This window comes from Parasphingomonas frigoris (assembly GCF_036663815.1).
Lineage (GTDB): Bacteria > Pseudomonadota > Alphaproteobacteria > Sphingomonadales > Sphingomonadaceae > Sphingomonas.
Genome location: NZ_JAXOJQ010000004.1, coordinates 172,321 through 192,157, shown reverse-complemented (window position 1 = coordinate 192,157; position 19,837 = coordinate 172,321). Strand labels below are relative to the sequence as shown.

The 19,837-nt window shown below is 66.6% G+C and carries 12 protein-coding genes; 4 read left to right on the top strand and 8 right to left on the bottom strand.

The window, feature by feature from the left end:
• Nucleotides 1–114: 114 nt before the first annotated feature.
• Together U1872_RS15495 and U1872_RS15490 are read right to left on the bottom strand one after the other, a co-directional pair.
• Nucleotides 115–1,638 (bottom strand): carboxylesterase/lipase family protein, encoded by a 1,524-nt coding sequence (locus tag U1872_RS15495; RefSeq protein ID WP_332793814.1) that lies wholly within the window; start codon nucleotides 1,636–1,638, stop codon nucleotides 115–117.
• Complete coding sequence (locus U1872_RS15490) at nucleotides 1,635–3,167, bottom strand: malonate--CoA ligase (RefSeq protein ID WP_332793813.1); 1,533 nt, start codon at nucleotides 3,165–3,167, stop codon at nucleotides 1,635–1,637. Before U1872_RS15490 ends, U1872_RS15495 begins: the two co-directional genes overlap by 4 nt.
• Nucleotides 3,168–3,277: 110 nt before the next feature.
• Here U1872_RS15490 and U1872_RS15485 point away from each other — a divergent pair, with 110 nt between their 5' ends.
• The 3 genes from U1872_RS15485 to U1872_RS15475 all read left to right on the top strand — a co-directional run bounded on the left by U1872_RS15485 (nucleotide 3,278) and on the right by U1872_RS15475 (nucleotide 8,944).
• On the top strand, nucleotides 3,278–3,973 hold the full coding sequence (locus tag U1872_RS15485; RefSeq protein WP_332793812.1) for a GntR family transcriptional regulator: 696 nt from the start codon (nucleotides 3,278–3,280) through the stop codon (nucleotides 3,971–3,973).
• 487 nt (nucleotides 3,974–4,460) lie between these two features.
• Nucleotides 4,461–6,665: a TonB-dependent receptor gene (locus U1872_RS15480; protein ID WP_332793811.1), complete on the top strand. Its 2,205-nt coding sequence runs from the start codon at nucleotides 4,461–4,463 to the stop codon at nucleotides 6,663–6,665.
• Nucleotides 6,666–6,730: 65 nt separating this feature from the next.
• Nucleotides 6,731–8,944, top strand: coding sequence for a beta-glucosidase family protein (locus tag U1872_RS15475; RefSeq protein WP_443025393.1), 2,214 nt, complete (start codon nucleotides 6,731–6,733; stop codon nucleotides 8,942–8,944).
• A 296-nt stretch (nucleotides 8,945–9,240) separates the two neighbouring features.
• On the opposite strand, the gene U1872_RS15470 is transcribed toward U1872_RS15475, so the two are convergent.
• From U1872_RS15470 to U1872_RS15445, 6 genes are all read right to left on the bottom strand, one after another.
• Nucleotides 9,241–9,378 (bottom strand): SDR family oxidoreductase, encoded by a 138-nt coding sequence (locus U1872_RS15470; protein WP_332793809.1) that lies wholly within the window; start codon nucleotides 9,376–9,378, stop codon nucleotides 9,241–9,243.
• 30 nt (nucleotides 9,379–9,408) lie between these two features.
• The gene (locus U1872_RS15465; protein ID WP_332793808.1) at nucleotides 9,409–10,857 is read right to left on the bottom strand and encodes an MFS transporter; all 1,449 of its coding nucleotides are present in this window, start codon (nucleotides 10,855–10,857) and stop codon (nucleotides 9,409–9,411) included.
• A gap of 13 nt (nucleotides 10,858–10,870) precedes the next feature.
• Nucleotides 10,871–11,605, bottom strand: a complete 735-nt coding sequence (locus U1872_RS15460) for a hypothetical protein (protein ID WP_332793807.1) — start codon at nucleotides 11,603–11,605, stop codon at nucleotides 10,871–10,873.
• 439 nt (nucleotides 11,606–12,044) lie between these two features.
• Nucleotides 12,045–13,202 (bottom strand): mannonate dehydratase, encoded by a 1,158-nt coding sequence (gene uxuA / locus U1872_RS15455; protein ID WP_332793806.1) that lies wholly within the window; start codon nucleotides 13,200–13,202, stop codon nucleotides 12,045–12,047.
• A gap of 21 nt (nucleotides 13,203–13,223) precedes the next feature.
• Nucleotides 13,224–14,513 (bottom strand): MFS transporter, encoded by a 1,290-nt coding sequence (locus U1872_RS15450; RefSeq protein WP_332793805.1) that lies wholly within the window; start codon nucleotides 14,511–14,513, stop codon nucleotides 13,224–13,226.
• Between the two features lie 31 nt (nucleotides 14,514–14,544).
• The gene (locus U1872_RS15445) at nucleotides 14,545–17,160 is read right to left on the bottom strand and encodes a glycoside hydrolase family 2 TIM barrel-domain containing protein (RefSeq protein ID WP_332793804.1); all 2,616 of its coding nucleotides are present in this window, start codon (nucleotides 17,158–17,160) and stop codon (nucleotides 14,545–14,547) included.
• A 327-nt stretch (nucleotides 17,161–17,487) separates the two neighbouring features.
• Between U1872_RS15445 and U1872_RS15440 the strand changes: the two genes are divergently transcribed.
• A complete protein-coding gene (locus U1872_RS15440) occupies nucleotides 17,488–19,824 on the top strand; it encodes a TonB-dependent receptor (RefSeq protein WP_332793803.1) in 2,337 nt (778 codons plus the stop codon).
• Nucleotides 19,825–19,837 lie beyond the last annotated feature (13 nt).

The following is a 19,837-nucleotide window of genomic DNA, read 5'->3' as shown; positions in this document are numbered from 1 at the left end:
GAACAGGCCAGAGTATCCCGTGCGATTACGCGCGGCAGCGCTCGGTCGCTGCCGCACCCGCCGTGCGCGCACGGTTCGCCGCCGGCAACATTTCGGACTGGGCGAGCGGTTGGGTCACTCGGTCCAGATCAGGCGCTCGACCCGGTCTGGATCGCTTGCCATGCCCGGCGTGCGGGCAAGCAGCATCGTCTGCCGCGCCGTGGCGTCATAGCGCCCCCAGACGGGCAGGCCAGCGGCAACGGGTTGCCCGTCGCGCACGAACCGGACCATCGCCTGGTGGACCGCGTCCGCCATCGGCTGGTCTGCCGCGGTCAGCCCGAAAAACCCCCCGAAGGCCGGCGTCCGCACATGATCGAAGGTGAAGGGCACGTCGATGACGTGCGGACTGTGCCCCGCAAACGGACCGCCCGGCGCGGGATAGGTCCAGCGATAGCGATACACTGCGCCGCCGGAAGCGGAATGCCCCTCGGCGATCCGCTGGCAAGGCATGCCATATTCCTCGGCGGTGAGCAGCCGCCAGTGGCGCTCGGCGACCGACAGGTCGGGGAAGGCGCGCGCATAGGCGCCATCGAGCGCGGTCATCCGCGCCAGGGTCTCGTTCGACAGGCTTTGCTCGCGAAACGGGCTCTGCGCGGCGGCGGCGGGGAGGAACAGCCGGCTCTCATCGGCATTGGTGCCGATCAGCATCGGGACGCGCGGAGCACGTCCGACGCGGATCCGCGCGAGCGGGACGTCGGGCAGGTCGTGGCCGTCGACCATCGGCCGGAACGGAAAATTGCGCGGCCAGGCCGCTCGCGCCGCCGCCTGTGCGGCCAGCATGGCCGCGACGGGTGCCGTGGCCAGGCGGTCGGCACCGCCGAGCTTGTCCGCAAACAGGCGGGCGAAGGCCTGCGCTTCGGTCGACGTGTGCACCGTCTGTGCGCCGCCGCTGAACAATGCGGTCCGCGCATACAATCCGTCCGCGGCCGGCATGCCCATCAGCGTGCCGACATTCTTGCCGCCCGCCGATTCACCCGCGAGCGTCACGCGCGCCGGGTCACCGCCGAACGCGGCGATGTTGGCGCGGACCCAGCGCAAGGCGAGGATCACGTCGCGCATGCCGTTGTTGGCGCTGCCGGCATGAGCGCGGCCGAGCAGGCCGCCCGTCTCGAGAAAACCGAACGCCCCGATGCGATAGTTCATCGTGACGCAAATCACACCATGCGCCGCGAACCGATCGCCGGCCGTCCCCTGGTCGCCGCTCCAGCCGGTTTCGTTGCCACCGCCGTGGATGTAGACCAGCACCGGATACGACCCGGGCGTGGCCGGCGCCCAGACATTGAGCTGCAGGCAATCCTCGGACATCGCGCCTTCGAATTTCGCCATTCCCGGCAGTTGCGGGGCGACCGCGGCAGGGCGCGTGGCGTCGTACACGTCGCTCCACGCGCGCGCGGCGCGCGGCGCGGCGAAGCGCTGCGCCTGGCCATAGGGGATGCCGGTGAACACCCGGATGCCCTCGACCGCGCGACCGCGCACCCGCCCTTGACGGGTGGTCACGACCAGCCCGTCGGGTGCCGCCGCGCCGAGCGGTTCCGCCGCAGCGGCCAATGCCGTCATCGTGGCGAGCGCGAGGAAACCCCGCCGATCGAGGTGCATCATCGTACTGTCTCCGTCGCTTGGAACAGGCCTGCATAGGCCTCGCGCAACTGCTTTTTCTGGACCTTGCCCATCGTGTTGCGCGGCAGTTCGGGCACGAAGATCACCCGCCGCGGCTGCTTGAACCGGGCGACCTGTTTTTCCAGCGCCGCGAGCACGGCAGCCTCGTCCAGATCGGCGCGGCTGGACTGCACCACCGCGACCACGCCTTCGCCCATGTCGGGATGTGGAATCCCGATCACCGCACTTTCGGCGATACCGGGCACGGCGTCGAGCAGCGCCTCGATCTCGGCCGGATAGATATTGAAGCCGCCGCAGATGATGAGATCCTTGGCGCGACCGACAATCCGGACATAGCCGCGGTCGTCGACCACCCCCAGGTCGCCCGTGATGAAGAAGCCATCGTCGCGCAGCTCCTCGGCCGTCTTTTCCGGCAGCCGCCAATAGCCCTTGAACACGTTGCGCCCGCGAACCTCGATCATGCCCGGTTCGCCCTGCGGCAACGCGGTCGCGGTGGCCGGGTCGGTGATGCGCAGCTCCACGCCGGGCAGCGGGAGCCCGACGCTGCCGGGCACCCGATCCCCATCATAGGGGTTCGACGTATTCATGTTGGTTTCCGTCATGCCGTATCGCTCGAGGATGGCGTGCCCGGTCCGCGCGGAAAAGGCCTGGTGCGTCTCGGCGGACAGCGGCGCTGATCCGGAAATAAACAGCCGCATTCCGGCAACGCGCTCTCGCGTGAAGGCGGGGTCCGCCAGCAGGCGGCTGTAAAAGGTGGGCACGCCCATCAGCGTGGTCGCCTCCGGCATCAGCCGGATCAGGTCTGTCGCATCGAACCGGGGCAGGAAGATCATCGCGCTCCCGGCCATGATCGTGACGTTCGTCGCGACGAACAGACCGTGGGTGTGGAAGATGGGGAGGGCGTGCAGCAATCGGTCGTCCGACGTGAAGCGCCAGTAGGCCGCGAGCGTCGCGGCATTGGACGCGAGATTCGCGTGGGTCAGCATCGCGCCCTTCGAGCGCCCGGTCGTCCCCGACGTGTAGAGGATCGCGGCGAGGTCGCTCCCGGATACCGCCCGGTCCTCGCTAGGCGCCGTCTCGGCAGCCGCACCGGTCAGCAAGGTGCCGGCGCCGTCGGCGCCCAGCGTCATCCGCTGCGGCACGCCGATATCGGCGCACAGCGCCGCCATCGCCGCCTCGTCCTCGGGCCGGTAAATCAGCAGCGTAGGCTCGGCATCGGCGAGGAAGAAGCGCACCTCAGACGGGGTGTACCCGGTATTCAGCGGCAGATAGACCGCCCCGATCCGCGCTGTCGCGAGATAGGTCAGCAGGGCATCCGCGCTCTTTTCGACCTGGATCGCGACGCGATCCCCGAAGCCGACGCCGAGGCGGCGGAACAGGGTCGCCATCCGCAGGCTGCGCTCGCACGCTTCGGCGTAGGAAATGGACGTTCCATCGGGCAGCAGCAGAAACGGTGCACTCGGCGCGGCATCGGCGCGCTGCCGAAAGACCGAAAACAGATCCTGCTCCATCAAGCCCCTCGCAATGATACATCGCCTGACCACGACCGGCATGCCGGTTCATAAATTCAGCGAAAACCCGGGTTAGTGTATGCGCGATGACTTGCCAAGGGAAGGATTGCATGCAAAATTTGGGCATGGCCACGACCGGTGAAGTCCCCAATCTCTTGCTGTCGGAACGGATCCGGGTTGCGCTGGCCGATGAGATTACGGCCGGTACGCTGCCATCCGGGATGACCCTGGACGAACAGCAGATCGGCGATCGGTTCGGCGCTTCGCGCACCCCCGTGCGCGAAGCCATCCGCCAACTGGCCGCGGTCGGCCTGGTCGCCATGCGGCCCCGCCGCGGCGCGATCGTAGCCGGCTTCACCGCCCAGCGGATCGTCGACATGTTCGAAATGGCAGCGGAGATCGAGGCGATGTGCGTGCGCCTGGCGACCTACCGCATGTCTCCGCTCGAACGCAGCCGATTGTCGCTGCTGCACGACGAATCCGAGGCGATGGTCGCGGCAAATGATTTCGACGCCTATGATCGGATGAACTGGAATTTCCACCAGATCATCTACGACGGCACGCACAATGCCTTCATTGCCGAGCAAGCGACGGCGCTGCGCGAGCGCATGGCGGCGTTCCGCCGGACGCAGCTGCGCGAGGATGGTCGCCCCAGTCTCTCGCGGGCGGAACATGGCGCGGTGATGGCGGCGATCATGCGCGGTGACGGGGAAGAGGCGGCGCGCTGCATGCGCGCGCACATGGGCAACGCGGCGATCGCTCTCGAACGATTCACGGCAAGGCAGCAGGCCGGTTCCGACTCGTAGAAGAAGTGCCGTTCCCGGCTTCGTCTGAAAAAAAACGTGCGCTGACCGCTACGGTCCATACCGCCAGCGGATGCCCGCTGTGTGCACCATCCTGACGCAGCTGCTTTAGCCGGGGTCGCGCGGCGTGTATGCCGTCCGGACTGGTAAGCACTGTCTCGCATACAGGGCACGAAAAACCGTTTGACGTCCTTCTTTTCATGAAATACCAAAACTATCGTATGCCGCGCAACGGTATGCAGTAATGGCTTCTACTCTCCGTTTCCGTATATCGCCGAAGAGCGAGTGTTTTGGAGCGCGAACACGCCCCCTGAGCACGCGGTGGACGTAGTGGGCCGCGAGGAGGGGGAACATCATGAAGTGCTTGCTGTTAGCTTCGATTTCGCTGGGCGCCCTTGGGCTTGCATCGCCTGCAAGTGCGCAGAGCCAGCAAGCGCCGGACGCCGCTCAGTCGCCGAGTACGAGTGAGGCCGAAGGCGCCGCCGATATCGTGGTCACCGCGCAAAAGCGCAGCGAGCGATTGCAGGATGTGCCCGTCGCAATCAGCTCGGTCAGCGGCGACACGCTGAAGGCTGCCAATCTAACCAACATCACCGACATCCGCTTCCTCGCCCCCAGCGTCCAGTTCGCCGAAGCGAACAACGTACGCGGCGAGGGATTTGCGGTCCGCGGAGTGGGTACTTTCGCATTTGCCGATGGCACCGAGCAAAGCGTCAGCGTCGTCGTCGATGGCGTGGTGCTGGGGCGCCCTGGGATGGGCACTGGTGATCTTTCCGACATCGCGCAGGTGGATATCCTGCGTGGGCCGCAGGGGATGCTGTTCGGCAAGGGCGGCTCTGCCGGCGTGGTCAGTATCACGACGCGCAACCCGACCCAGAATTTCTCCGCGGAAGGGCGGGTCTCGTACGGTACGGACAACGAATCGAAGCTGAACGCGATCGTCAACGCTCCGCTGACGAGCAATCTCGCGCTCCGGATGAACGGCTATCTCAATCACCGCGACGGCTTCATCGACAATGTGTTCACCGGACAGAAGTTGGGCGGCGTCACCGAGGGCGGCTTCCGAGGCAAGCTGCTCTACAGTCCGACCGATGATCTAAGCTTGCTGGTGGCCGGCGACTGGGCACGCCACACCTCTGCCTGTTGCCAGTCGGTGATCATCGGGACGGTTGGCGCTGCGCCAAACAATTATGTCGTCTCGCGGCTCGCCGCCTACAATATCGTGCCGAGCTACACCAATGACCAGACCAATGTCGGTGGCGCGGTCTACGAGAACATGACGCAATGGGGTTCGTCGCTCGAGATCAACAAGTCGTTCGGTGATTATACGCTGACGTCGATCAGCGCCTACCGGCGTTGGGTCCTCCACGACAACACTGACACCGGCTTCACCGACACGCCTGTTTTTCCGGTCAATGGCGCTGACGAACGCCAGCAGCAATTGACCCAGGAGCTCCGGCTCGCTTCCCCAAAGGGCGGATTGGTGGATTATGTTGCTGGCCTTTATTACTTCAACCAGAACCTGAAGGCGGCCTATCCCCAGCAGGGGCAACTCGCCTTGCCGGCGGCAACGACGATCTTCAGCCGGAAGGCACAGCCCGATATCCAGACGCTCAATTATGCGGTCTTCGGGCAAGCGAACATCAACGTGACCCCCAAGCTGACGCTGATTGCCGGCGGACGCTACACGCATGACGACATAACGCTGGTCAGTTACGACCGCACCCTGGTCTCGAGCAGCGATGCGCCTTTTCCGGGCGCGCCGCCGCTGTCGTTCAACAAGGATACGTATCCGAGCAACCGCAAGGCGAACAATTTCTCCTACCGCATCGGCGCGCAGTACAAATTCTCCCGCGCTGCCATGGTGTATGCGACCAACGCCCGCGGGTATAAGGGGCCCGGCATCGGGCTGGTCAGCGGCTATTTGCTCGGACAGCCGCTGTTTTCGCGACCGGAAATTCCGACCAGCTACGAAATCGGCCTGAAATCCACATGGTTCAACCGCAAGCTGGTGTTCAACATCGATCTGTTCACGACCGACATCAAGGATTTCCAGACGCAGGTCGCGACACCGTTCATCTTCAACGGAACCAATCTCGCCATTCTGCAGATCGCCAATGCCGGCAAGGTGCGGACGCGCGGCGTTGAAATGGATTTTTCCGTGCGACCCACCGCCCGCCTGACGATCGGTGGCAATGCCGCCTACATCGACGCCAAGTTCGCCGACTTCCCCAACGGCACCTGCAACTATCCGACCCAGCCGGGATGTTTCTTGAGCACCACGATCCCGGGCACCACCACGACGGTGCCGGCCACGCGCTTCTTCAACACCACCGGGCAGGTCCTGCCGAACTCGCCGAAATTCACCTATTCGTTGACCGCCAGCTACGACGCGCCCCTGTCTGAAACGATGACCGGCTTCATCCGGGGCAATTACAATTATCGCAGTTCGGTCAATTTCAGCGCGAACGGTGACGCCCTGACCGCGCAACGCGGCTACGGGATCGCCGGCGGACAGATCGGCGTGCGATCGACCGACGGACGCTGGAGCGCGGCGGTGTTCGCCCGCAACCTGTTCGACACGCATTTCCTGGCGTCGATCAACAACGGCGGCAGCTACCAGAATGCACAAAGAACGTCGGCCGCGATCCGCACGGTCGGCTTGGTGCTGGACGGCAAGTTTGGGGCGCACTGAACGGCACGATCGTGAAGGCCTGGAGTCAGTCGACGCGGTAGCTTGAGGGATTGAGGATGAAGACGATGCGATCTTTCCTGCTGCTGTCGGTGTGTGCGGTTACCGGATCGTCTGCCATCGCGCAGACTCGCGCGGCCAACCCCGCACCCACCGACGCGGCGGCGCGGGCCGAGGCGACGGTGAAGCGGATGCGGTCCGACGAGAAGACCGTGCTCACCCACGGCATCATGCCGCTGCCGCTCGGCCCGAACGCGCCACCGCTGCCGGCCGGTGCAATTCCCGGTGCCGGCTACGTTGCCGGCATAGCGCGGCTTGGCGTGCCATCGCTGCGCGAGACCGATGCGAGCCTTGGCGTGTCGTATGTCATGGGCCTGCGCAAGGACGGCGCGACCGCGCTCCCCTCCGGGCTGGCAATGGCGGCAACCTGGAACGACGCTCTGATCGAGCAAGGCGGCCGGATGATCGGTGCCGAAGCCAAGGCCAAGGGCTTCAACGTCCTGCTCGCCGGCGGCGTCAACCTGATGCGGGATCCCCGCAACGGTCGCAACTTCGAGTATCTGGGCGAAGATCCCTTGCTCGCCGGTCGCCTTGCGGGCCACGCGATCCGGGGCATTCAATCCAACGGCATCCTGTCGACCATCAAGCATTTCGCGCTGAACGGGCAGGAAACCGGACGCAAATTCGTCGATTCCAAGATTTCGGAGGCTGCCGCCCGCGAGAGCGACTTGCTGGCCTTCCGCATCGGGATGGAGATCGGCAATCCGGGCGCGGTGATGTGCGGCTACAACCGCGTGAATGGCGAGCAGGCGTGTGCCAGCGACTGGCTGCTCAACACCGTCCTCAAGCGTGACTGGGGCTATCGCGGCTTCGTCATGTCGGATTGGGGCGCAGTGCCCGGAGTCGACGCAGCCCTCAAAGGGTTGGACCAGCAGTCCGGCGCGCAACTCGATCCCGCGCTTTTCTTCGGCGATCGGCTTGGCGCCGCGGCCAAGGCCGATGCGGGCTATGCGCAGCGGCTCGACGACATGAACCGTCGCGTCCTGTATTCGATCTACCAACACCGGCTGGACCAGGCGCCGGCGCGACCGGAGGCGCCGATCGACATCGCGGCCAATGCCAGCATCGCTGAAATGGTCGCCAGGCAGGGCATCGTCCTGCTGCGCAACGAACGCGGCGCCCTTCCGCTTGCGGCGACGGCGAAGCGGATCGCGGTGATCGGCGGTTTCGCAGATACCGGCGTCGTTTCGGGCGGCGGCTCGAGTCAGGTGCAGGGGCAGGGGGGCGCGGCGGTCGCGATCCCGATCGGCGGCACCGGACCGTTTGCCGCAATCCTCACACAATCGTATCACCGCTCGGTTCCTCTCGACGCGCTGAAGGCCGTGGCGCCGCAGACGAGCTTCCGCTTCCGCGACGGCCGCTATTTAACCGATGCAGTGGCGGCGGCCCGGCAGGCCGATGTCGCGATCGTGTTTGCGACCCAATGGTCGACCGAAGGGCTCGATCAGCCCGACATGTCGCTGCCCAATGGTCAGGATGCGCTGATCGAGGCGGTTGCGGCAGCCAACCCCAACACCATCGTCGTGCTGGAGACCGGCGGCCCGGTGCTCATGCCGTGGCTGCACCGAACCGCGGCGGTGATCGAGGCCTGGTATCCCGGTGCGCGCGGCGGTGAGGCGATCGCGTCCGTCTTGTATGGCAGCACGAACCCATCAGGCCGCCTGCCGGTCACCTTTCCGGTGCGCGACGACCAGCTACCGCGCAAGGCCGTCGACGGAGCCGACGTTCTCGAGCCCGACTTCATTGGTAACCCGCCCCATGGCGACATGACGCTGACCGCCGATTACGACATCGAGGGGTCCGATGTCGGCTATCGCTGGAATGCGCGCAAGGGAATCAAGGCTGCGTTTCCGTTCGGGTTCGGGCTGTCCTACACCCGCTTCGCGACGTCGGCACCGGTGATCGCGGGTAGCATGGCCACGATGACCGTCACGAACCGCGGACCGCGTTCCGGCGCGACGGTCGCGCAATTGTATCTGGTGTCGCGCGCGGGCAAGCCGATGCGGCGGCTCGTCGGCTATCGGCGCGTGGAGCTTGCGGCCGGCGCGTCGGAGACCGTCGCGATCCCGATCGACATGCGCTTGCTGGCCGATTGGCGGGACGGCGGATGGTCGATGCCGGCGGCCACCTACGAAATGGCGAGCGGCGACAATGCGGAGGCCGTCGGGCCGACGGTCGCCGTGCGTTTGCCCGAGCGGCGCTGGCACGATCGATCGCTCTAGCGTGCCGAGATAGCAGGGAATCGCCGGCCGATCAGAGCGACTTCGTTCGCATCGCGCTTGCGGCGCCGATCCACATGTCGGCTCAGCGCAAAGCGGTCGCAACGTCTCGATGAACGCGTGGCCCGAGCTGTGGAGCAGAAAAGGCGCAGCGGCTTCGTGCATCGGGGCGAGCCCGCCGACGTAAAGCGCACACCGCCGCGAACGGGCTGGCCAGCACTTTCGTGGCAAGCTTTGGCCGCTTCAGTTTCGGTGACCCCGATTCTGAAGCAGCCGTTTTCGACGAGCGCGGCCTCGCCTCACATCAAAGTATCGATGACGCCACCGTCCACCCGCAAAGCCGCGCCCGTTGTCGCCGAGGCCAGCGGCGACGCGAGAGAGACGACCATGTTCGCGACCTCATCGATCGGCTTGCCGGCGGCCCCTCGTGATACCATCGCAGCCCGACGCCGGTATCGGGCCGGGTCCTAGGGTGGGGTGTCGGCCCCGGCAGGACGCAGCGACCCCAGCGTGGCGAACGCGACGCAGCCCGAAGCGACCGCCAGCCCCGCCGCCAGGATCGCCGCGGACTTGAACGTCTCGACGAGCGCCGCACCGGTCTGCGCGATCACCGCCCCCGCGAGCGCGGTCGCGATCAATCCGCCGGTCCGCGCGATCGCACTGTTGAAGCCCGAGGCCGTGCCGGTATGCGCCTGATCGACCGAGGACAGGACGGCGGTGGTCAGCGGCGCCACCGCGCCCGCCATGCCGAGCGCGACGACGATCATGCCCGGCATCACGCTGGTCCAGTAGCTGCCGGTTGGATCGACGCGGACCAGCAGCAGGAACCCCAATCCCGTGCCGATCGGCCCCACGGTGAGCGGCCAGCGCGGACCGATCCGTTCGGTCGTCCGCCCCATCAGCCGCGACGCGGCGCCGATCACGAGCGAGAATGGCAGCAGCGCCAGACCGGCCTGCAGCGGGGAGTAGCCGCCGCCGACGATCAGCAGATATGGCAGGAGCACGAGCAGCCCGCCGAGCGCGCCGTAGAGCAGGAAGGTCAGCAGCGTCAGGCCGACGAACGGGCGCGACGCGAACATCGCCAGCGGCATCATCGCGGCGCTGCGCCTGCGATGTTCGACCCACACGAACAGCGCGAGAAGCGCGACGCCCCCGACCAGCCCTGCCCAGATCTGCGGCGATCCCGCGTGGTGGCTCGACCAGAGCGTCAGCGCCCAGGTGAGCGTGCCGAGCGCCAGCGTCGCGAGGACGGCGCCGGGCACGTCGAGCGGCTGCTCGCCCTCCGCACTCTCCTCCACATACCGCCAGGCGAGCAGGATCGCGATGAGCGCGACCGGCACGTTGATCAGGAAGATCGCCCGCCAGCCCGCCGCGCCGACCAGCCAGCCGCCGAGCGGCGGACCCACCGCGCTCGCGATCGCACCCGCCGACGCCCAGGTACCAACGGCGCGACCTCTCGCCTCGCCCTTGAAGGACGCGCCGAGGATGCCGAGGCTGTTGGGCATCAGCATGGCGGCGCCGACGCCCTGTGCGGCGCGTGCGGCGAGCAGGAGCGTCAGATCGGGCGCGAGCGCGCAGAGCACTGATGCGGCGCCGAACAGGATCGTGCCCAGGATCAGCATGCGCCGGCGGCCGAAATGGTCGCCCGCCGCGCCGCCGACCAGCAGCAGCGCCGAGAGGGGCAGGAGATAGGCGGTGACGATCCACTGCAGCGCGGCGGCGTTCCCGTGCAGGTCGCGCCCGATCGACGGCAGCGCGACGTTGGTGACCGAGCCGTCGATGAACGCGAGGCTCGACGCGAGCATCGTCGCGGCGAGGACCCATCCCGCATGCGCAGGAGCCGCTTCCGCCTGGCGCGAGGGCGCGATTTGTCGGGGTTCGGCCATGGCGATCAGGAACGTCGGTCGATGGTGCACTGTGTGGGCATCGCTATCCCTCCGCCTTCGCCGTCCCGACATGGTGCGGATCGTCGCTGGGAGCATAGCCTGCGAACCCGCCGCCCCCAAGCCCGCCTCCACCGCCAATGCCGCCGCCGCCGCCGCCACCACCGCCGCCTCCGCCACGGCTGCCATCGTCCCTGCCGCCACCGCCTTTCCCGCTGCCTGACGATGCCGGACGCGTGGGGCCCTGCATCGCGATGGTCAGGTCGGCCGGGATCGGATCGAGATCGAGCGCATCGCGCACGAACGCCCGGAGCGACACGACCAGCTCGTGCGTGTGGACGGGATGTCCGGCGACCAGCTCGCGGACGGCCTTGTCCGCCAGCCGGACATGCTCCTCGGTGCCGAGCAGAATGATGTCGGAAAGCGCGGCCTCGACCGCATCGCGGATGCGGCGCGTGCGGTCCGACCGCGACACGCGTTCTGCGCTGAGGTCGAGCGCAGCTATCGGCTGCTCGGCGACAGCGTCCTGTTCCTGTCGCCGCAGGTCCCGCTTATGCGCCGGATCGACCGTCAGGTCGCCGGTGAACGATCCGCCGAGGATCTTGTACGCCGCGATGAGCGTGCGGAGACGCTCGTTGATCTGCCGGTTCATGCGCTCACGGCGCTGCTGGAACGTCATCTGAGTGAGCAGACGGATGCCGACGCCGAGCAGCGTGACCAGTGTCAGCCCGAGGACGGTCACCAGCAGGCTTTGCCAAGAGCTGAAATCCAGACCGCGCATACACATCCCCTTTTCAGCCAAGGAAACGCTCATTGATCCTTCAAGTGCCGCAGAGCGGCGCGACGGCGGCTGAGATTGCGGAATCATGCTATGCCGCATCGGCTGAACGGGTGTCTGGAGTTTGAAGCGGGAAACGCCCGCCGAGTGACCCGCTATGGGGCTTGCCAGCCAGAAATCGGCCAGGCGACTGGCGCCCAACGATCGAGAAGCGCCCGCAAGCGCTCCGCATTGGCAGCGTGCGGGTTCCGACGCGGCCGTCGGTGAAGACCGCGCCGGCCCAAAATCCGAATCGATTGTCTGGTGGCCCACTGTTTATTCGACTGGCGTTGCTTCTCCATCCCCTCGATCCATCGGACGACCGATGATCTTTTCGCTCGCCCGCGGCCGATGCCAGCCGCTGCGGCTGATCACCGCGGCAAGTCCGGGAGGCGGTGCCCCGTCATGCCCGCCACCCTGCTGCGTGGGCGAGACCACGTTCGAGCCCGCGCAGTTCGGCAAGGCCCCGCATGCGTCCGAGCAACGAATAGCCCGGGTTGGTCGTGCGGTTGAGATCGTCGAGCATCTGATGACCATGGTCTGGCCGCATCGGGATGCTGCGGTGTTCGCGCACCGACAAGCGATGCACCGCCGAGACGATCGCTGCCATGTCGGCGTCACCGCCGAGATGTTCGGCTTCATGAAACGCACCGTCGCGTTCACGCTGGACCGAGCGCAGATGGAGGAAGCCGATGCGCTCGCCGAGCCGATCGACCATGCCGGGCAAATCGTTGTCGGCGCGGACACCGAGCGATCCGACGCACAGGCACAGCCCATTCGACCGGTTCGGCACGCGCGCGAAGAGGTCGACGAGGTCGGCTTCGGTGCTGACGACGCGTGGCAGGCCGAAGATCGGGAAGGGTGGGTCGTCGGGGTGGACGACCAAGCGGATCCCCAGCGCATCCGCAGTCGGACACACCGCCTCCAAGAACGCGACATGATGCGCGCGCAGCGTCGCGGCGTCGATGTCGGCATAGGTCTCGATCGCACGCAGGAAAGCGGGCGAGGTGAAGCCTTCCTCGCTGCCCGGCAGCCCGGCAATGATCGTTCGCTCCAACTCGAGACGGGCAGTATTCTCCATCGTCGCATAGCGCTGCTCGGCCGCGGCGCAGGTCGCGGCGTCGTAGCTCTCGGCGGCGCCCGGCCGTCGCAGGATGAAGAGGTCGTAGGCGGCCACCGCGACGAGCTCGAACCGGAGCGCGCGAGCGCCGTCCGGCAACTCCCAGCCGAGATCGGTGCGCGTCCAATCGAGCAGCGGCATGAAATTGTAGGTGACGACATCGATACCGCAGGCAGCAAGATTGGTCAGGCTCTGGCAATAGTGCGCGATCAGCCGGTCCCAATTGGGCGAGCGCGTCTTGATCCCCTCGTCGACGGGCAAGCTTTCGACCACGCGCCAGTCGAGCCCGGCCGCCTGTACCATTTCCTTCCGCGCGGCGATCGCGTCGAGGTCCCACGCGGCTCCGTTCGGGACCTCGTGGAGCGCGGTCACGACTTCGGTCGCGCCCGACTGGCGAATGTTACGCAACTGCACCGGATCGTTCGGACCGAACCAGCGCATCGTTTGTGTCATTAACACGAATCAGCCTTTCTGCATTTCAACGCTCACGCTCGGCTTGGCGCGCAACAGGCTCCACAGCACGGCGGCGGCGATCAGATCCAGTGCCGCCAAAGCGGCGAACAACGGGTCATAGCCCCACGCATCAGCGCTCTGCCCGATGAGCAGCGTAAACAGCATGCCGCCGATCCAGGCGGAGGTGCCGGCCATCCCGCTCGCGGTGCCGACCGTCCGGCTGTCGAACATGTCGGCGCACAGCGTGATCAGCGCGCCGCTCAGCATCTGATGCGCAAAGCCACCGACGCAGAACAGGACGATCGCGACCCCGGGCGATCCAGCGAGCCCGATACACGCCGGCCCGATCATGCACAACGCGCCGACCGTCATCGTCACCTTGCGCGACGCGACCAGCGGCACGCCGCGCTTCATCAGCCAGGTCGGCAGCACGCCGGCGGCAAGGCTGCCAAAGTCGGCGGCGAGGAACGGCATCCACGCCCACAGCGCGATGCTCTTGAGGTCGAGGTGCCACACCGACACGAGATACAGCGGGATGAAGAAGTTGAAGGTCTGCCATGCCGGTTCCGCCAGGAAGCGTGGGACGGCGATGCCCCAGAAGGCGCGGCTTCTCAACAGGTCCTTGCGCGTCGCGGGCTTGGCGCTGACATCTTCGTCGCGCGCCGCGGTGATCGCCGCGCGTTCGGCCGGGCTCAGCCGCGGATGGTCGGCCGGGCTGCGATAGCTCCAATACCACAGGAAGGCCCAGACCAGGCTGAGCCCGCCGGTGACGATGAAGGCCGCCTGCCAGTTCCACGCGAGGATACAGAACGCGACGAGCGGCGGCGCGATCATGTTGCCGACGCTGGTGCCCATCTGGAACACGCTGGTGGCGAGCGGGCGTTCGCTCGGGGGAAACCATTCGGACACGGTCTTGGCGCCCGCCGGAATGGCCGCCGCCTCGCTCGCGCCGAGGAGCGCGCGGAACACGGCGAGGCTCGGCCAGCCGGTCGCCAGCGCGTGCGCCATGTTGGCGAGCGCCCAGCCGACCGCGAAGAGAAAGAAGCCGAGCCGCGTGCCGAGTGCATCGAGCACGCCGCCAGCGACGGTCTGCATGATCGTGTAGCTCGCCTGGAAGGCAAGCACGACCCAGCTGTAATCCTCGGTCGTCATGCCGAATTCGGTCTTCAGACGCGGGGCCGCGACCGACAGGGTCGAACGGGCGAGATAGTTGAGGATCGTCCCCAGCGTCACGAGCCCGATCAGCTTCCAGCGGAGCGGCACGTCGCGCCAACCGCGACCGGCGATCCTCAACGCCATGCCGCAACCCTCCGCTGTCGGGTCGGCGCGATCATCGCAGGATCTCGATCGCCGAGACGATCGCGTCGCCAGTGCGCGGCACGAACCCCAGGTCGAGCTTGCCGCCGCGGACGGTGACGGTCGCGGTACGGGTCAGCGCCTTGGCCGATCCGCCTGCGCTGCGCGCGATGTCGAGCCCCTGGACGATCGTTCGCCCGTTGGCGGTGACATCGAACACGCGTGCGCCGGGTGCCAGCGACGGTTCGACGAAGGTGAGTGCGACGCGGTACTGCCCGTCGGCGAGCGGGACCGCATAGCTGAAGCGCCCTTCGCGATAGGTCGCAGCGACGGCTGCGTCCTGCGCTCCGGCGATCACCGCCGCGACGGCGGGCTTGCCGTAATCGGCCGGCTTGGTCAGCGTGCCGGCCTTGCCGCCGGTGAAGAAGGCGTCCGATCCGAACCGTTGCGTCGCCTTGGCCGCGACGATCGCGCCGGCGTCGATCCGCACGTTGGCGGCGGCGTCGGGCGACAGCGTCCAGGAGATGCGATCCTCCGCGCTTCCGGCGCGTGCGACAAGCGCATTGCTGCCAGCCGTGAGCGCGACATTCTGCCACACGCAGATCCGGTCGGGGCAATCGCTGCGCTGCCCGAGCGAACGCCCGTTGAGCAGCAGATCGGTCGTCGCGGCATTGCTGTAGACGCGCACGTCGGTCACCGGATAGGCGCGGTCGGCGTAGCGCCGGCCGGTGATGTGGACGGTCGGTGTCGCGCTCCAATTCGCCTTGTAGAAATAATAGGCGTCCTTGCGGATCGCGCGGTCATAGGTGACGAGGCCCTTGGTGTTGATGTCCTGCGCGTCGCCCTCGGCGCGGATCGTCGTCGCGAAATCGAACGCGTTCCACAGGAAGGTGCCCCAGAGATACAGCCGCGCCTTGAGCGCACGCCATGCCTCCTCGTGGATATAGCTCTCATATTCCTCGGGCTGAATGACGCCGCGTGAATCGATCGGTCCGCCGCGGACATCGTCGGTGTGGATGCTGGTTGCGCCGCCCGCGCCATATTCGGTGACCGACAGCGGCTGCTGCGGCCGCTTGGCGTGGAGCATGTCGAGATGCGGGCCGAGATCGCCGGGCACGCCGAAATACCAGCCGAAATAGCGATTGGCGCCGCCGAGATCGGCGGCGGCGGCGGTGGTCGGGATCGCGACCCCCTGATCGAACAGGCGACCCTCGCAACAGGTGGCGAGCGCGGTGGGGCGGCTCGGATCCTCGCGATGCGCAAGGTCCTGCAGCGTCTTCAGCAGCGGCATCGGATCGGGCGTCTTGCCGTCGGGGTAGCCGGTCAGGAAGGCCGGGAAGGAATTGCCGAAATCGACCTCATTGGCGATGCCCCAGGTCACCACCGAGGGATGGTTGCCGTTCTGGCGGACCAGCTCGCGCATCTGCTGCTGCGCATTGGCGATCAGCGCGGCGCGCGGCTCGAGCTCGCCGCGTCGGGTCCAGGCGGACACCAGCGGGATCTCGTCCCACAACAGCAGACCGTAGCGATCGGCGAGGTCGTGGATCGTCTGGCCATGCTGGTAATGCGTCAGGCGGATCGCGTTGACCCCCATCTCGCGCATGATTGCCACGTCGGCAGCGACGTCGGCGGCGTCGATCGCCCAGCCTTTGCCCTCATGATCCTGGTGGTAGCCGACGCCGCGGAGCTGAACATGCTTGCCGTTGAGGAACAGCCCCGCGTCGGCGTCGATCCGGATCGTGCGAATCCCGAACGGCTGGCGGACGCGATCGAGCAGACGGCCGTGCGCGTCGGAGACATCGACGGCGAGCGTGTAGAGATAGGGATCCTCGACGCCCTGCCACAGATGCGGATTGGCGACCGTGAGCTTCAGCGCCGCTTCCTGCGTCGCCGCCGCGGCGAGCGTTTGCGCGGTCTGCAGCGACGCCGCTACGCGCCCGTTGGTGTCGATCAGGCTGGCGGTGATGCGGACAGCGCCCGAACGGCGGCTCGCATTGGCGATGCGCGTCCGCACATCGACCTGCGCGGTGGCGGCCGTGGCGGCGGTGGTGGTCGCGTATACGCCCGAGCCGCCGAAATCGGCGAGGTCGATATGGATCGGATCGACCGCGATCAGCCGCACCGGGCGATAGAGCCCGCCATGGACGAAGAAATCGCCGGTCAGCGGCAGGATGTCGGCGGTCGTCGCGTCCTTGCCGCCGGGCGCGCTATTGTCGGTCCGCACCACAAGCACATTGTCGCCCGAGGCGCGCAACGCATCGGTGGCGTCGAGCCGGAAGCGCGAGAAGCCGCCGGCATGGTCGCCGAGTTTTGTGCCGTTGAGCCATACGCTCGCGGTGCGGCTGGCGGCGTCGAATTCGAGCCAGATGCGCTTGCCGCGCAGTGCCGCAGGCACGGTGAAATGCTGGCGATACCAGCCGAGGCCCTGCGTCTTGTTGATCGTATCGGCGCGGTTGACGTGCGTTTGCGGATCGGGGCGATAGAAGCCGACGCGGTTCCACGTATGCGGCACGCTGACCGGCTGCCAGGCGGCATCGTCGAACCCGGGGGCGCTCGCCGTCTCTGGCGCATCGCCTTGGTGGAAGCGCCAGCCCGTTGCCAGCGTGCTCGCGAGACGGCCGTCGCTCGCTTCCTCCGCAAGAGCCGGCATGGACGCCGTCATAAGCGCAACCGTAGAGACACACGTTGCGGCGGCGATCCCGCGCATAAGACGGTCGTTCATGGTTTTCGCTCTCCTATCCAACCGTCGATATCATCGTGGGTGCGGTCTTACCAGATGGTCCGACAGGGCAGCCCGAAGTTTTTATGAGCGCAGAGCGCGAATGGCCGACCGGGCAAACAATCCCCGCCGAAATCAGCGAAATATCGGCAAACTCACCCGTCTGACCTGACCAGATGGCATTTGACTTGACCAGATTTACCGCATAGGTGGACTTACCAGACCGCAGATATGCGGCGTCCTTAAGGGTGAGGTTTTATGCGCAAAGGTTTTGTTTGGCTCGGTGGCGTTGCGGCGCTGGCACTGGCTACCCCGGTATCGGCGCAAGAGAGCAGCGTGCCGAGCGCGCCGCTGCCCGCTCGCGAGGGCGCGACCGACCAGCAGGCGCCGACAACCGCAACGACCGATGAAGGCGCGCTGACCGACATCGTCGTCACCGCGCAGAAGCGCGAACAGAATTTGCAGGACGTGCCGGTCGCCGTCACCGCAATTTCCGGCGAGACGCTGGTCAACCGCAATGTCGCCACCGTCACCGATCTCACGCGTCTCGCACCGAGCCTTACCGTCACGACCGGCGCCGTGCCGACCAACAATTCGATCAACCTGCGCGGCGTCGGCACCGTCGCTTTTTCAACCGCGATCGAGCCCTCGGTGGCCGTCATCGTCGACGACGTTGCGTTGCTGCAGCAGGCACAGGCCTTTTCCGGGCTGAGCGACATCGCGCGGATCGAAGTGCTGCGCGGCCCGCAGGGAACGCTGTTCGGCAAGAACGCCTCGGCCGGCGCGCTCAACATCGTGTCGCAGGGGCCGACCGCGCGGCTGACCGGCTCGGTCACCGGGACAGCGACGACCGACGACGAATACCGTGTCGACGCGGTGATTTCGGGACCGCTCGCCGAAGGCGTCGGCTTCCGCCTCAACGGTTTCTACGGCGATCGCGACGGCTTCATCACCAACCGCTTCGACGGGCGTAAGCTCAACAATGATCGCAGCTACGGCCTGCGCGGCCGGCTTGCGCTCAATCCGCTGCCGGGTGTCACGGTCGATCTGATCGCCGGGCATTCGGTCTCGGAGAGCCGCGGCACCGCGCGCACCTTCCGTACCGTGCCCGCCGGCGCTGCAGTCTACGGCGCGTCGCTGACCCCGACGCTCGCCGGGATCACGCCGGGGCAGGACAATTTCAGCACCGCCTTCGACGGTCCGCTGTTCAACAAGAGCCAGCAGGCAAACGGCAGCGGGAAGGTCACCGTCGACCTCGGCGCGGTCAATCTGATCTCGATCACCAGCTATCAGGACTGGAAGTTCCGCTTCATCGAAGATTTCGACTATGTCGTCGGGCCGGTGCTGGGGCTCGCCAACGGCATCACCGCGCAGAGCGGCTTCCACGCCCGCCAGTTCGCGCAGGAGCTGCGGCTTGCGTCTAAGGGCAGGGGGCCGTTCAGCTATGTCGCCGGCCTCTATTATTCGGACGGCAAGACCGATCGCACCTTCGATCGCGGTCCCTCGGGTCCCGTCGTCGCGCGCTGGAACTCGACCAGCGGCACGACCAGCTATGCGGTGTTCGGCCAGGCATCGTACGATATCGCGGCCGCGACGCACATCGACGTCGGCCTGCGCGCGAACCACGAGGATATCTCGGTCCGCTACCTCAACACCGTCGTCCCGGCGACAGCACCGGCGAACAACGCGACCTGCCTCGCTACGTGCAGCGGCAACGCCAAGGACAGTGTCGTGACCGGCAAGATCGCGCTGCGACAGGATCTTGCCAAGCGCGTGATGGCCTATGCGTCCTACTCGACCGGCTATAAGGGGCAGGGCTACGACATCTCGACCGGCTTCACCCCCGGGCGTGCCGCGGTCCCGGTGCGACCGGAAACCTCCAAGGCCTATGAAATCGGCCTCAAGAGCCGCTTCTTCAACAATCGCTTCCAATTGAACGTCGCCGGGTTCTGGACCGATTTCAAAGATTTCCAGGCGCAGTCGGGGGTGACGTTGCCCGACCAGACGATCCAGCTGCAGCTCAACAATGTCGGCAAGGTCCGCACTCGCGGCGTCGAGGTCGAGTTCCAGGCGCGGCCGCTGGAGGCGCTGACGATCGACGGTGGTATTAGCTACACCGATGCGATGATCCGCCAGTTCCGCAACGCGCAATGCTATACCGGGCAGACTGCGGCGCAAGGGTGCCTCCCCGTCGTGGGGTCCAGCACCGGCTTGCAGGACCTTGGGGGCAAGCGGCTGAGCAACGCGCCGCGCTGGAAGTTCAACGTCGGTGGCACCTATGACGTGCTTCTGCCGCAGATGCCGTTCGACGGCTTCGTCCAGGGCGATGTCAGCTACCAGAGTTCGGTCAATTTCGATCTGCTCGGCAACCCGGCGCTGCAGCAGGGCGCCTATGCGATCGTCAACGGCAGCATCGGCATCGACCAGAAGGCGCGCGGCGGCATTCGCGTCGCTCTGTTCGTCAACAATCTGTTCGACAAGCATTATGCGAGCGCGCTGGGGACCCCCTCGGGTGGCACTGCCGGCCTGGTCGCGCAGACCTTCTCGCGCAACGCACGCCGCTATGCCGGTATCCGGGCGCGCTACCGCTTCTGATACCTGACAGCCC

Bases quoted from the DNA above. Each gene is read 5' to 3' on its own strand.
- U1872_RS15470 (WP_332793809.1), bottom strand. From the start codon at position 9,378: ATGGTATCACGAGGGGCCGCCGGCAAGCCGATCGATGAGGTCGCGAAC.
- U1872_RS15450 (WP_332793805.1), bottom strand. From the start codon at position 14,513: ATGGCGTTGAGGATCGCCGGTCGCGGTTGGCGCGACGTGCCGCTCCGC.
- U1872_RS15460 (WP_332793807.1), bottom strand. From the start codon at position 11,605: ATGCGCGGTCTGGATTTCAGCTCTTGGCAAAGCCTGCTGGTGACCGTC.
- U1872_RS15440 (WP_332793803.1), top strand. From the start codon at position 17,488: ATGCGCAAAGGTTTTGTTTGGCTCGGTGGCGTTGCGGCGCTGGCACTG.
- U1872_RS15490 (WP_332793813.1), bottom strand. From the start codon at position 3,167: ATGGAGCAGGATCTGTTTTCGGTCTTTCGGCAGCGCGCCGATGCCGCG.
- U1872_RS15485 (WP_332793812.1), top strand. From the start codon at position 3,278: ATGCAAAATTTGGGCATGGCCACGACCGGTGAAGTCCCCAATCTCTTG.
- U1872_RS15495 (WP_332793814.1), bottom strand. From the start codon at position 1,638: ATGATGCACCTCGATCGGCGGGGTTTCCTCGCGCTCGCCACGATGACG.
- U1872_RS15475 (WP_443025393.1), top strand. From the start codon at position 6,731: ATGCGATCTTTCCTGCTGCTGTCGGTGTGTGCGGTTACCGGATCGTCT.
- uxuA (WP_332793806.1), bottom strand. From the start codon at position 13,202: ATGCGCTGGTTCGGTCCGAACGATCCGGTGCAGTTGCGTAACATTCGC.
- U1872_RS15445 (WP_332793804.1), bottom strand. From the start codon at position 17,160: ATGCCGGCTCTTGCGGAGGAAGCGAGCGACGGCCGTCTCGCGAGCACG.